Source organism: Desulfosporosinus youngiae DSM 17734, assembly GCF_000244895.1.
Classification (GTDB): Bacteria; Bacillota; Desulfitobacteriia; order Desulfitobacteriales; family Desulfitobacteriaceae; genus Desulfosporosinus; species Desulfosporosinus youngiae.
In genome coordinates, this window is the sequence record NZ_CM001441.1 from 516,989 (window position 1) to 529,558 (window position 12,570).

General features: G+C 42.0%; 12 protein-coding genes and 1 riboswitch. Of the genes, 10 read left to right on the plus strand and 2 right to left on the minus strand.

Annotated elements, in window-relative coordinates:
• The first annotated feature begins 9 nt into the window (after positions 1 to 9).
• From DESYODRAFT_RS02530 to DESYODRAFT_RS02550, 5 genes are all read left to right on the plus strand, one after another.
• Positions 10 to 1,134 (plus strand): two-component system sensor histidine kinase NtrB, encoded by a 1,125-nt coding sequence (locus tag DESYODRAFT_RS02530; RefSeq protein ID WP_007779019.1) that lies wholly within the window; start codon positions 10 to 12, stop codon positions 1,132 to 1,134.
• A gap of 381 nt (positions 1,135 to 1,515) precedes the next feature.
• Positions 1,516 to 2,415 (plus strand): LipS1 family lipoyl synthase, encoded by a 900-nt coding sequence (gene lipS1 / locus DESYODRAFT_RS02535; RefSeq protein WP_042338139.1) that lies wholly within the window; start codon positions 1,516 to 1,518, stop codon positions 2,413 to 2,415.
• Complete coding sequence (lipS2, locus tag DESYODRAFT_RS02540) at positions 2,412 to 3,374, plus strand: LipS2 family lipoyl synthase (RefSeq protein WP_052315236.1); 963 nt, start codon at positions 2,412 to 2,414, stop codon at positions 3,372 to 3,374. The genes lipS1 and lipS2 overlap by 4 nt, the downstream gene beginning before the upstream one ends.
• 9 nt (positions 3,375 to 3,383) lie before the next feature.
• A complete protein-coding gene (locus DESYODRAFT_RS02545; RefSeq protein WP_007779027.1) occupies positions 3,384 to 4,196 on the plus strand; it encodes a lipoate--protein ligase family protein in 813 nt (270 codons plus the stop codon).
• Between the two features lie 208 nt (positions 4,197 to 4,404).
• On the plus strand, positions 4,405 to 4,830 hold the full coding sequence (locus DESYODRAFT_RS02550; protein ID WP_007779029.1) for a hypothetical protein: 426 nt from the start codon (positions 4,405 to 4,407) through the stop codon (positions 4,828 to 4,830).
• Positions 4,831 to 4,886: 56 nt separating this feature from the next.
• On the opposite strand, the gene DESYODRAFT_RS02555 is transcribed toward DESYODRAFT_RS02550, so the two are convergent.
• Both DESYODRAFT_RS02555 and DESYODRAFT_RS02560 read right to left on the minus strand, forming a co-directional pair.
• Positions 4,887 to 6,311, minus strand: coding sequence for a C40 family peptidase (locus DESYODRAFT_RS02555; RefSeq protein WP_007779031.1), 1,425 nt, complete (start codon positions 6,309 to 6,311; stop codon positions 4,887 to 4,889).
• Positions 6,312 to 6,317: 6 nt separating this feature from the next.
• A riboswitch (cyclic di-AMP (ydaO/yuaA leader) is annotated at positions 6,318 to 6,451 on the minus strand.
• A 69-nt stretch (positions 6,452 to 6,520) separates the two neighbouring features.
• A complete protein-coding gene (locus DESYODRAFT_RS02560) occupies positions 6,521 to 7,237 on the minus strand; it encodes a lysophospholipid acyltransferase family protein (protein ID WP_007779033.1) in 717 nt (238 codons plus the stop codon).
• A 310-nt stretch (positions 7,238 to 7,547) separates the two neighbouring features.
• On the opposite strand from DESYODRAFT_RS02560, the gene DESYODRAFT_RS02565 reads away from it, so the two are divergent.
• From DESYODRAFT_RS02565 to mnmM, 5 genes are all read left to right on the plus strand, one after another.
• Positions 7,548 to 8,303 (plus strand): class I SAM-dependent methyltransferase, encoded by a 756-nt coding sequence (locus tag DESYODRAFT_RS02565; RefSeq protein ID WP_007779034.1) that lies wholly within the window; start codon positions 7,548 to 7,550, stop codon positions 8,301 to 8,303.
• 140 nt (positions 8,304 to 8,443) lie between these two features.
• The gene (locus tag DESYODRAFT_RS02570) at positions 8,444 to 8,968 is read left to right on the plus strand and encodes an RNA polymerase sigma factor (protein ID WP_007779037.1); all 525 of its coding nucleotides are present in this window, start codon (positions 8,444 to 8,446) and stop codon (positions 8,966 to 8,968) included.
• Positions 8,965 to 10,275, plus strand: a complete 1,311-nt coding sequence (locus DESYODRAFT_RS02575; RefSeq protein WP_007779039.1) for a DUF4179 domain-containing protein — start codon at positions 8,965 to 8,967, stop codon at positions 10,273 to 10,275. The genes DESYODRAFT_RS02570 and DESYODRAFT_RS02575 overlap by 4 nt, the downstream gene beginning before the upstream one ends.
• 231 nt (positions 10,276 to 10,506) lie before the next feature.
• Positions 10,507 to 11,679, plus strand: a complete 1,173-nt coding sequence (locus DESYODRAFT_RS02580) for an NAD(P)/FAD-dependent oxidoreductase (RefSeq protein WP_007779041.1) — start codon at positions 10,507 to 10,509, stop codon at positions 11,677 to 11,679.
• 11 nt (positions 11,680 to 11,690) lie between these two features.
• Positions 11,691 to 12,293 (plus strand): tRNA 5-(aminomethyl)-2-thiouridylate-methyltransferase MnmM, encoded by a 603-nt coding sequence (mnmM, locus tag DESYODRAFT_RS02585; protein WP_007779044.1) that lies wholly within the window; start codon positions 11,691 to 11,693, stop codon positions 12,291 to 12,293.
• Positions 12,294 to 12,570 lie beyond the last annotated feature (277 nt).

Genomic DNA, 12,570 nt, shown 5'->3' on the forward strand with positions numbered 1-12,570 from the left:
TGATTTGAATTGCTGAATAATGAATCCCCGGCGCAAAATCATGCCAGGGCTCTCTTTGATCTTATGGTAATTGGGCTGGCTGTGGCGGGTTTGACGATCATACACTATACGAATTATCATTATAGTGTGGATTATCATATTCTCCTGCAATTCGCCTATTATCTCCCGGTGATTTATGCCGCCATGCGTTTTGGACCTGCAGGAGGAATCCTTTCGAGCTTTGTGATCACGCTGCTTTTCATACCGCTCATGACGCATTTTCAGGAGGCTTTGACACCGGCGGCTAAATACACACAGTGGGTAGAAGTCGGCTTAATTAACGTAATCGGCTGGTTAACAGGATTTTTAACAGAAGAGGAGCGGAAGGCGAAACGCAAATACCTGCTCGCTTTAACGGTACAAAAGGAATTAGTGGAGAAGTTAAAGAGAGAAGGACAGGAACGTGAACGATTAGAAGGGGAGATTCGGCAAACCGAACGGATAACCGCACTAGGGCATATGAGTGCCGGTTTGGCTCATGAAATACGCAATCCCTTGGGAATAATGAAAGTGAGTATCCAAATGCTGGCCCAGGAGAAATGTGATGATGGAGTCGTTTCGGAATATTGCCGGGTACTTCTGGAAGAATGTGAACGATTAAACCGGTTATTGAGTGAGTTTCTTTCCTTTGCCCGGCCAAAAGAACTGATGCCGGAACGGATTGAGTTGGGAAAACTCTTGGCTGAAGGAGTTTCTTTAATTCAGCCTGCCCTGCTTCAAAATCAGATTAAGTTAGAGCAAGTGCCAAGCCAGGCTGACTTGCAAGAAGTTGACGTGGACCCGGACAAACTTAAGCAGGTTATACTTAATATCTTATTGAATGCTATCGATGCCCAAGGACAAGGCGGTGTGATTAGGCTTAAGGGAATTCAGCAAGATGGCTTTGCAGGCTTCGCTGTAAGTGATGAGGGACCCGGTATTCCGCCGGAGGCCATGCCCTACATTTATGACCCGTTTTTTACGACGAAGGAAAGGGGGACTGGGTTAGGGTTATCCGTTGTACACCGCATCATTGATCTGCACGGGGGAAAGATATCCATCATGAATGGCAGCGAGAGAGGGGTTCAGGTGAAAATTCTGCTGCCTTTGGTTTAAAAACCCTTGAGCGTGGGAGTTACGATTGCATTAAGCTAAGTTTTGGGGGAATTTGGCTATAAAAGATAAGACAGCCCCTATAGCAAATTCTTTAGGCTAATTTATGACAGAATATGTTATAGGGTAAGTGAAAAAATAAATTTGAAAAAATTAAATATTAGGTTTATAGTGAGTAATATGATTTTTATCAGAAATCAGCTTCTTAATCCATAAAATTCAGAAGCACGTTCAAATCGGGCATGCTATGTTAGCAGGCTCGATTATCTTATTTTTAAATGCCCTCGTCAACATCGTCTAGAGGGTCTCATCGTTGTGATTGTATATTATCGCAATTTTCATAAAGGGGCATACTGATTAAAATTAAGTCTATAAATGTAAAGGATGGTTGATTTGGAGCAGAATGCTTATTCATTGGAGACAAATGACTGGATTAAAAGGGGCTGGGAAATACGCACAAATAATTTCCCGCCTGAGATATACTTTGATTATCCGACCAAAACAGAAAGCGTAAGTTTGACTGGTACGTCTTGTTCTCTTAATTGCGCCCATTGCGGCGGTCATTATCTTAAAGGAATGACCGATATAAAAGAGCTGAACCCCCAATCAGATACGGAGCTTGCCTTTTCCAGCGCTTTAATCAGCGGCGGATGTACAGTGGATGGCAAGGTTCCTTTTTGGAACCGCTTAGACCTTTTACATGAACTGAAGAATAGGAAGGTGCGGTTAAATTTTCACGTAGGGCTTATTGACGAGCAGGAGTCTCAACTTCTAAAAGGGCTGGCAGATGTGGTTTCGTTTGATTTTATTGGAGATGAAGATACGATTCGTGAAGTATACGGTCTCAAACATACATTAGAGGATTATATTCGAGTTTACCGGGATTTGCGTAAGCATGTGAAGCTTATTCCCCATTTAACGATTGGGTTAAAGGGAGGAATTTGGAGCGGAGAGGAAAAGGCCTTGGCTATGCTTGAGACTATTGGCTTGGATGGGCTGGTATTTAATGTGTTTATTCCAACCCCAGGCACTCGTTACTCTGACCGGACCCCCCCGGATTTAGAAGAGGTCATCCTCTTTCTTGCCAAAGCGAGGGTGCGCTTGCCAAAAACTCCTCTGGCATTGGGCTGTATGCGCCCTAAAGGGAGTTACCGCCAAAAGCTTGATGAGGCTGCGGTAGCGTTGGGAATTAACAGAATTGTGATACCTACTCCCAGAGCCCGGCAATTAGTCGAAGAAAAAGGATTGACTATCAAACGAGGAGAGGAATGTTGTGCTCTATGATTCGTTGTTCAGCAGGAACCGCTAAAGTATTGGGTCTAAATAACATAAAAACGGATGCTTTGCCAACAACGGCCTACCTGATGGTGGGAGAACATTGTAAGTTCAATTGTGCTTTTTGTGCACAAGCCCGCCAGAGCAAGTCGAGGACTGACTTGCTTTCCAGAGTGGTTTGGCCGGAATTCCATGAACATGAGGTTCTGCAGGGTTTGCAGATACCTGAAGCCCAAAGGGGCTTGCAGAGGGTTTGCTTTCAGGTTGTCCAGGACGGCAAGGCCTTAGAGGAGGCTAAAAGCTTCGTTAAAACGATCAAGAATGAGAGCCCTGATATGCCGATTTGTGTTTCTGCAGGGCCGCGAAGCCTCGCTGAGATTGAAGATTTGCTTAAGCATGGCGTTGACCGTGTAAGTTTAGCACTTGACGCTGCTACTCCCCAGGTTTTTGCCCAGGCTAAAGATGGATCATGGGAAAGTCGCTATCGATTGCTATTAGAAGCCGCGGGTAAGTTCCCCGGGCATATCGGCACCCATCTGATCGTTGGGCTGGGAGAAACGGAAGAAGACATGGTCAAAATCATACAAGATATGTATGACAAAGGAATCACTGTAGCCTTGTTTGCATTTACACCTGTCAAAGGGACTCGTATGGAAAAAGCAAAGAAACCGGATTTGGACCATTATCGCCGCGTACAGGCTGCTCATTACCTGATCCGCCAAAACTATGCACGATCAGATGAGTTCGTTTTTCGTACAGGCAAACTTGTGAGCTTTGGCCTGCCTTTCGATCAGCTTTGGGATTATCTCTCAAAGGGTGAGGCGTTCCAAACCTCAGGTTGTTCAGGATGCAACCGGCCCTATTATAATGAATCTCCCCGGGAGGAACTCTATAACTACCCGAGACCGCTTACCCCTGAAGAAGTAAAACGATGCTGGCAGGAACTCGTTGCTAGCTTAGATAAGTAGGTGAAAGAAATGAAAACATGGAGGTATTTACCTTATTCAGTTTTTACCGGCGCTGAGAATATGGCGATCGATGAAGCTATTATGGAGATTATGAAAGAAACCAAAAATAGTGAACCAGTTCTGCGTTTTTATGGTTGGCAGCCTGCCGCTCTGTCCCTGGGTTATGCTCAAAGTTATGCCAAAGAAGTGGATGCGGAGGCCTGCCTTCAAGCCAATATTGATGTTGTACGGAGGCCTACGGGCGGCAGAGCTGTGTTGCATCAGTATGAACTAACCTATAGTGTCATTGTGCCGGAGTCTGAAGAGCATGTTAAGGGAACAATCATTGAATCCTATCTAACAATAAGTCAGGCCCTGTTAAAAGGACTGAATGCGGTGGGAGTACCGGCCGAAATCGTTGCCCAGGCAAATTCCCTGCACCCCGGAACAGCAGCCTGTTTTGATGCTCCTTCGTGGTATGAACTTGTTGTAGAAGGAAAGAAGCTTGTGGGAAGTGCTCAGATGCGCAGAGAGGGAATGATCTTGCAGCACGGTTCGATTATTCTACATTTTGATTCGGAACTTCTCTTCAAACTCTTAAAACTTCCAAACGAAGAAGTCCGCCGGAGGCTGTTAAAGAACTTTAAGGCTAAGGCCTGTGCCCTGGATGAAGTGTGGACAAGACCAGTGACAATAGACGAACTGGAAGGAGAAATATGTTCAGGATTTAAAGAAATTATGGGTATAGACCTGGTTAGGTCTGTTCTGACCGAGAAAGAGAACCTTAGAGCAGAGCAGTTAGTTGGCAAATACAACTCACAGGAGTGGACAATGAAACGGTGAAAACCAACGAGGAATGAAAAAGGGCTACATAACCAAAAGACAGTCTCATTAATGCATGAGGCTGTCTTTTAGTTATGTAAAAATTAAATAATGAAATATAGTCATTAAGCCCTAAATCCTGTCCCATTCTATTTCTCTTACATAGAATAAATAGAGGCAAGCCTCAGTAAACCCACATTAAAATTTAAAATTTAGAGGAGGAAGGAAATTGGCACTTTTAAACTATAACAGAAGTATTGTGACAAACGTAGCGGATAGTTTTGGGATTGTGCTCACTGGTGATGATCAACTAATTTTACAATTTGGGTTGTTTGTTCCCCAAGGAGTAAACTTTATTGAATTGCTGTCAACGATTGGTTGGGAAGTGACGGGCGTTAGTATAGTGGAACCAGATCAACCTACGATCGCCATCTCGATTCTGCAAGATGGTGCAGTTGTCGCAACAGCCAACCAAGAATCTATCGAAGATGGAGCCGATGAAGATCTGGAGATGGTAACTACGTTCCAAGCTGTTCTTACCGATGTACCTGTTGGTCATCATGTTTATCAATTATTTGCTCGTAACACTCAGCCTGAGCAGGGGACGATAACCATTACTGGTCCCGCTAATATTTCCGGTAAAGTTATCGGTTAGTTGAAAAGCAAAGAGCAACAGCATCTGCTGTTGCTCTAACAAGATCTATTCTCTTATTAATATCTGCGTGCTCCGAGATAGCGGGAGGAATAAAAACTATCACTGAGGCTGGAGGTTTTAACACCACTGCTGGGATTACTAGCGTGAACAAAACGTCCTCCGCCAATATAAATTCCTACATGGGATGCCCCCTTAGCATAGGTTGAGAAAAAGACTAAATCACCGGATTGGAGGTTGTTTTTACTGACTGCGCTACCGGAGGCGAATTGTGCATAGGATGTACGGGGAAGGGATATCCCTGAACTCGCATAAACATACTTGGTAAACCCTGAACAGTCAAAGCCTTTTTGAGATGTTCCGCCAAAAACATAGGACGTGCCCTGTAGGCTGAGTGCTCGATTGACGAGGCCTGAAGAAGACGTGCCGCTGCTTCCGCGGGAGACGGCTGAAGCTACAGTGACCGGCTTGTTATTGGGGCCTTTAGCAATGACTTGATTGACAGGAGCTTGAACGACTTTTTCATCTAGTACCTGCTTAGTAACGTCGATTCCATTCTTTTGTACATAGGAATAGGTAACCAGTTTTGAACCGTTGCTGCCTTGTTCAACAACCTTTGTTTGCCCGGCCTTCAGACTGGTATCAGTTTTTGTGACCACATCATAAGGAATGGTTTCAGTACCCGAATAGGTACCCTCACTCACAACTGTAAGATAGGGTGTCGTCGAGACAAGCTTAATTATTTGGTCTGGCTGCAATTTTGTATCTTTATTTGTTCCTGGATTGCCGGCTAATACTTCGTCTGTCAACATATCATTTTTACGGGCAATAAGCCACCATGAATCATTAGCTTGGACGGTATAATCCTTGGTGGTTATTTTACCATCTATTAACATTTTATAGGCTTCATCCGGTTTTTTCATTTGTTCCGGCGGGACTTCTGCCAATTCAACATTGACCTTTTCGGCAAAATTAACGGAAGTCACCTTGTTTTCATCACTGGGTTTTACGAAATACTCTTCGTAGTCTTTAAGAAGCTTATCGGAATCTTCTTTGCTGGGTAAATACGCAATAATCGAGCCATCGGCCTCTACCTTATAACCTTCAAAATAAAAGGTTAATTTGCCTTTTAGCTCGTCTTCGTTCAAACTGGATTCAAGATAGACATCGTCTTTTACCCGGATACGTTTGTACGTGATTTCGTCATGGGTTTCGGCTGTAAGTCCAAAGGGTTCACCTTGCTCCTTTAAAATGGTTTCCACAAGGTTTTTGCCTGAATTAACATTTTGAACTAAACCAATTTGCTGACCGTTAACGATAACTTCCGCCGCAGAAGTTGTTGTCGTAAAATAATGGGTCAATCCTCCAGTTAAGATAATGGTTATAGATAAGCCCGCGATAACTCGGGGAGACTTCCATGAAACTTTCTGAAGAGTGCTACGAAAGGACTGGTTGAGATTGGACAGGATTGGAGACAACTGCATATTCTTATTATCACCTTTCTCAGCTTACGAGGTTAGTTGACGGATTCGGGCAAAAAGGTGTAAGCCCTACGCTTAGAATGCGATTCACCCCAATAAAAAGCTCCCCCGCTCTAGTTGACTAGATTAAGCCGTTGTTATTATATCGACATAAAGTATTCGACATAATATGCAAATCTCCTCTAATTATTTTCGGGAAATATATGCCAGCTTCACCCCGATAAACCCTGTTCAATAATTCTTCTCACTCGTTCGGGTAATTCCGCCGCTTGTTCCTTAGATAACCCGGCAGTTGGGATGGGGTCAAAAATTGAAATCTCGACATGAGCTGGCTTAATCCTAAAACCGTTTTCTTCCATTATCCTGTAAGAACCTTGAATTGCAACCGGAACAATCGGGACTCCGGCCTTTAATGCCAACTTCAGGCTTCCAGGTTTAAATTCCCCCAGAGCCTTACCTTTGCTTCGGGTACCCTCAGGGAAAATGACCATGGAATAACCATTCTTCAGATGATCCGCTGCTTGGTTAATGACTTTAAGAGATTGGCGAATATCAGAACGGTCCATAAAAACACATTTCAAATGAGTCATCCAAGTTTGAATGATCGGTAATTTTTGCAGCTCAATTTTGGCAATAAAGGCCTTTGGCTTGTCGATATAACCGATAAGAATAGGGATATCAAAATTTCCCTGGTGGTTGCTTACAAAAAGAATTGGTCCGGCAGGGATATGCTCTTCCCCTTTAGTCACAACCTTAACTCCGGCAAGCTTAACAAGAGACCGGGCCCATTTCTTGGCCGTTTGGTTAGTGAGTTCGTCGTGTTCGCTGGTTTTGCCCATCTTTTCTAATCGTTTAACTCGTATGAGTTTCGGCTGAATGGCTATAAGGTATAGCCAAAAGTATGTAAACCACAGAATTGTTCTTATCATAATGACTCTCCTCTTTTAGTTAGTTATGGGGACATTATATCAAAATTTAGGGATTACTGTGAATATATGCGCTGAGGCCTTATGATTGGATGATATCTCTTATACAATATTATTTAATAACAATATTTCTTGGATAACAATAATAACTTAGAGAACGTCAAGAGTTTGGTGTTTTGTTTAGATAAATTACCTGCTTGTTAATTGTGAACGAATTACTTGATGTGTTTGAAGGACATGAGCTGATCCGGGCCGAATCATGATGTAGTGGGGGTATGAGGTTTTTAATGCTTGATTTATAGGAGGGAAGTTAATGAGCAATGTGAAGGAAATCAGAAAGAACTTTGGACAAAGAGCTTTGGATTATAGATTAAGTTCCACTCACTCAAATCCATCGGATCTGGATAGAATGATTAAATTGCTAAAGCCTTCGGCAGACAATATTGCCTTAGATGTTGCCACAGGAGGAGGGCATACGGCTATTGCCTTGGCTAAATCCGTGAAACAGGTGGCGGCCATTGATGTTACTCCGGAAATGTTAGCGGAGGCGAAGATAGCGTCAGATCAGGAAGGGCTTAGCAACCTAACCTTTAAGGCGGAAAATGTACATAATTTAACCTTTGCAGATCATCAATTTGATATCGTTGCCTCAAGATTTGCTATTCATCATTTTGACGATGTAAAAATTGCTCTTCAAGAAATGTGCAGGGTATTAAAGCCTGGAGGGAAGCTTTATATTCTGGATTGTTCAGTTCTTGATGGGGAGGAGCCGGAGAGGGAAATCAATCGTATTGAGTTACTGAGAGATAGTTCACACCAGTATTCTTATTCGCCACGTTTATGGCAGCAGCTGTTAAAGGAACTGCCCTTGACCATAGATCAGGCTTCCCTGATAAAAGATCAGTATGAATTACCAGAGTGGTATGACAGAATGGGGACTGACCTGCATAATAGAGAAGTGATCGTTCAAATCCTCAACAATTTATCCGCAGAGAGTAAGACAGGCTATCCTTTTGGAGATGATTACATAACAGCGTACCGTTTTGAACTATTAGCAACTAAACATTAAAGGTGAGATAAGAGCACTCAATTGAAGGAGTGCTCTTGTTTTAACTATTAGAAATAGACTAGTGTCAATTACGATTAAAAATAGCTAAAAAATGAACTTATTAGCTAGGATAAGAATCATAGTAAGGGGGGTGAAGAGCTTTGGAAAACGAATCTATTCAGTTGATAAAACGAGCAAAACTGGGGGACAAAGAGGCATTAATTGAACTCATTATGCGTGAGAAACAAGATTATTATCGTCTCGCTTATATTTTCATGAAGGATAATGATGATGCATTAGATGTCATGGAAGATATGATTCTTAAAGTCTATGAGAATCTTAAAAAGCTGAAAGATGATAACGCTTTTTATAGCTGGAGCAAGTCGATCCTAGTAAATTGTTGCAGGAATAACTTAAAGAGGAGAAAGAGGGTCATCTTAATGAGGAATATTCCTGAAGGCTCTTATGAAGATATATTTCATATAACGGATGAACAGTTATATATTGAAAAACACTGGGGAAGCCTCAATCAAAAATACCAGGAAGTCCTAAAATTGAGATATTACCTTGATATGGATTATGCATCTATAGCTGCAATCTTAAAGATCCCCTTAGGTACCGTAAAATCACGAATTCACGCTGGGCTGCAAAAATTAAAGCAAAGCATGGGAGTGAGTAACGGATGAACGATATAGAGGATATTCTAAGAGTGAAAAAAACACGAATTGATCAAATTGAAGTTCCGGAAGAGTTGGAAGGACGGCTTCGCAATGCTTTAAACAAGAAAAAACACGTTACAAGGGGAAGAAGATTCAGAGTATATGGAGCTGCCGCTGCCATAGTTGCCATGCTATTATCGTTTAACTATGAGGTGATTGCCTATTATAGTAAACAACTATTAGGGTATGATCAGGTCATGAATGGTTCACTAAGGCAATTAAGTGAACTTGGCAAAGGACAACCCGTAGGTCAGAGCTTTACATTTGATAATGGCGTCACAGTGACAGTGGATTACGTAATGTTAGATGATAACCAGCTTTTGTTGTTTTATAGCATTAAAGATCCCTCAGGACACGTTGATGAGAACAAAATTTCTCCTTTTATGTACTTAACAGCCTTTTGGGGAGAGTACCATCATCAGAATTCCCAAGGAATTATTAATGAGGAAAAAACGGAAATTAAATATCTCTCCAGTTTTGAGCCGCCAAAGCCTTTTGAGAAAAGCTTAACCTTAAACTTTTCGCAGACAGATCAAGGAAGAGAGGTGCCTGCAGAGATTAACTTTACTTTAAATAGAACGACAGCCATGGGACACACTTTGAAAAAGAGTCTGAATGCAAAGATTGAAGTTGGTAAAGCTCAAATAAAGATTGAGTCGATTCTTGCATCTCCTACAAAAACTGTGATCGAAGGGTCCATCCAGAGCCTTTTCGAGTTAGTGAAAGATCAGCTTAGTGGAGAGAGGATTCGGCCAAAGGATTTTACATTAAAGCTTATTGCTAATGGAAAGGAAGTTCCGGTACAAGGAAGCGGTATGAGTACAGACTTAAATGGGATTACGTTTCACAGTGATTATGATCCTTTACCTCCGGATTTAAAGCAACTCCAACTCGAACTGGTGAGATTTGGAGCTGATCACGATGTAAATCAACGGTATAGGTTAAACAAAGCTGACGATGATAAAAAACAGGGGTTAGATATTCTAGGGCAAATAGTAGAGATCAACAAAATTGAAACCTTTCAGGGAGAAACGCATATTACCATTAGCAGCGCAGAAACCCTTATCTTAAGTCAGGTGTATTTGATAATTGATGGAAAGAAAGTTTCTCTGGAAGAAACCATTGAAAACAATTACGATAAGCTCCAGGATGGCAGCATCATTCATACTAGAACGCTGCGTTTTTTAGGCACGGGGAATGATTTAGTGATGGATGTCCAAAGGATGGCCTACTCCGAAGATTATTATGAAGTGCTTGAGATTCCTATCTTTTAAGCCAGTAACCTTAAATTCATTAACAGTAACTTGTTCGGATACTGGATTTGTGGCGAGTTTGTTATAACTTCGTTCACGTTGAGGAGAATATAGAAACCTTGCTTTAACATTAAGAAGGAATAATCAGGAAACATGTTGAAGTGTAAAGATAAGCTTTCTGAGCTGCGGATCACAGAGGATTTCTTGTCAGGTCAAACTCTTTATAGCTTCACTAAAGGCAGGTAGAAGTTGATGAATGTAAGTATTGAACAACAAGCTAAATCAGATATCATAATTATTGGGGCAGGTATTATTGGATTAAGTATTGCTTATCATCTTTTGGAGATCGAGCCTAAATTATCGATCACCGTATTGGAAAAGGAGAAAATACTGGGTCTTGGCTCCACTGGCAAGTGCACCGGAGGTATTCGCTACCAATTGAGCAGTCCTCTGCTTCGGCGTCTGAGTTTTCTAAGTAGAGAGTTTTTTCATAATTTCGAATCAGTTTTTGATGTTCCAATTTGGTATCGGGAAAAGGGTTATTTAATGCTGGCTTCAAATGAAGCTTTGTGGAACCAGCTACAAGTGACAAATGGCCAAGCCGAGGCAGAGGGCATACCTATGAGACTCTTGAACCAGGATGAGCTATTGCGAAATTACCCATTTCTCAATAAAGATCGTTTCCGGGGAGGAACATTTTGCCCATGGGATGCCTACGCAGACCCCTATGCCGTTTTGGCTGCGCTTTATGCAGCGGTACGCCGCCAAGGGGTTGATATCCATTTTGACCGGGAAGCACTCAAAATCATCATTAAGGGAGATACTATTAAAGGTGTTGAAACCACGCAAGGGACCATTTGGAGTCCTCTCATAGTCAATGCAGCTGGTCCATATGCAGCTCGATTCGCAGCAATGGGAGGGGTGACACTGCCTGTACAACCCTTCCGACGTCAGGTTTATGTCTGCACTAATCCTAAAGATGTGCCGAAAAATAGTCCTTCGATCATCGATCTGGCCTCCGGGTTTTATTTACATCAGGAGGCAAGCGGCAAGACGGTCTTGTTGGGGGGGACGGATCAAGACACATGGCCCGGCTTGGAAGAAGTGGTGGATAAATCTGTAGCTGAGGGTTTCTTTGAGGCGGCAATGGAGACAATTCCCTCTGCCATCGATATTAAATGGCTGCGCACATATACAGGGATTTGTGAACAAACGCCTGACTTTCACCCGATTATCGGAGAGGCATCAGGATTAAAAGGATTATTTTTTGCTAATGGGTTCAGCGGCAACGGCTTTATGCATGCTCCCGCGGCTGGACGAATCATGGCTGACTTGGTTCTAAAGGGCGGAACCAAGTGGATGGACGTAAGTCCATTTCATCCTGACCGATTTGCGCGAGGATGCCCTTTAGGGTCTAATAGTTAGAAATAATATGAATGGGGTTTAAAAGAGTGGTGTTTCGTGAAAAGAATATCTTTATTAATGCTGTTGAAATATCAAAAGGAATATGTAAATCGAAATTAAACCATGGGGATACAGCTGTAGATTGTACTATGGGAAATGGCAATGATACAGCATTTTTATGCGATTTAGTTGGAGATAATGGGAGAGTTTACGCTTTTGATATCCAAGATGACGCTATACGGAATACCCGTAAAAGACTTCAAGAATTAAAGTTTCATGAACGGGCGCAACTAATTCTTGACGGGCATGAAAATATCGATAAGTATATTAAAGAAAATGTCAGGTTAATCATATTTAATCTCGGGTATCTGCCTAAAGGGGACCATAATATTACGACAAAAAAAGAAACTACCATTAAGGCTGTAGAGAAATGTTTAGGTATATTAGAGCACAATGGTATTATCTTGCTGATTATCTATCCGGGGCATGAGAATGGCAGATTGGAAAAAGAGGTTTTAGAAACATTTACGTCAACGCTTAGCCAAAAAGAATACAATGTTGTTAGAATTAGCTTCGCAAATCAGGTCAATAATCCGCCTGAACTAATTTGCATTGAAAAAGTTTGTCTCAAATAGTCAACTGAAGGTCAAAGAGAAGTCTATTTTGTTTGAAGGTTCATAACTCGCTAATACTGGATATCACCACTAGAAAAGGCCGAAACCTAAACGCAGGTGATTGATTTATAAAGGTCCATAGAGTATTCCGAACTGGATAAAAATAACTAGACAAAAGGGGTTAAATGATGTATTCTAATTGAGCGCCAAAAATCCGGTCAGCTTACTAAAAAGCTAAAGGTGTTAACCTAAAACCTTTTAGGTAGGGCGAAAGCAAATTAGTCATTGACAATGTGAG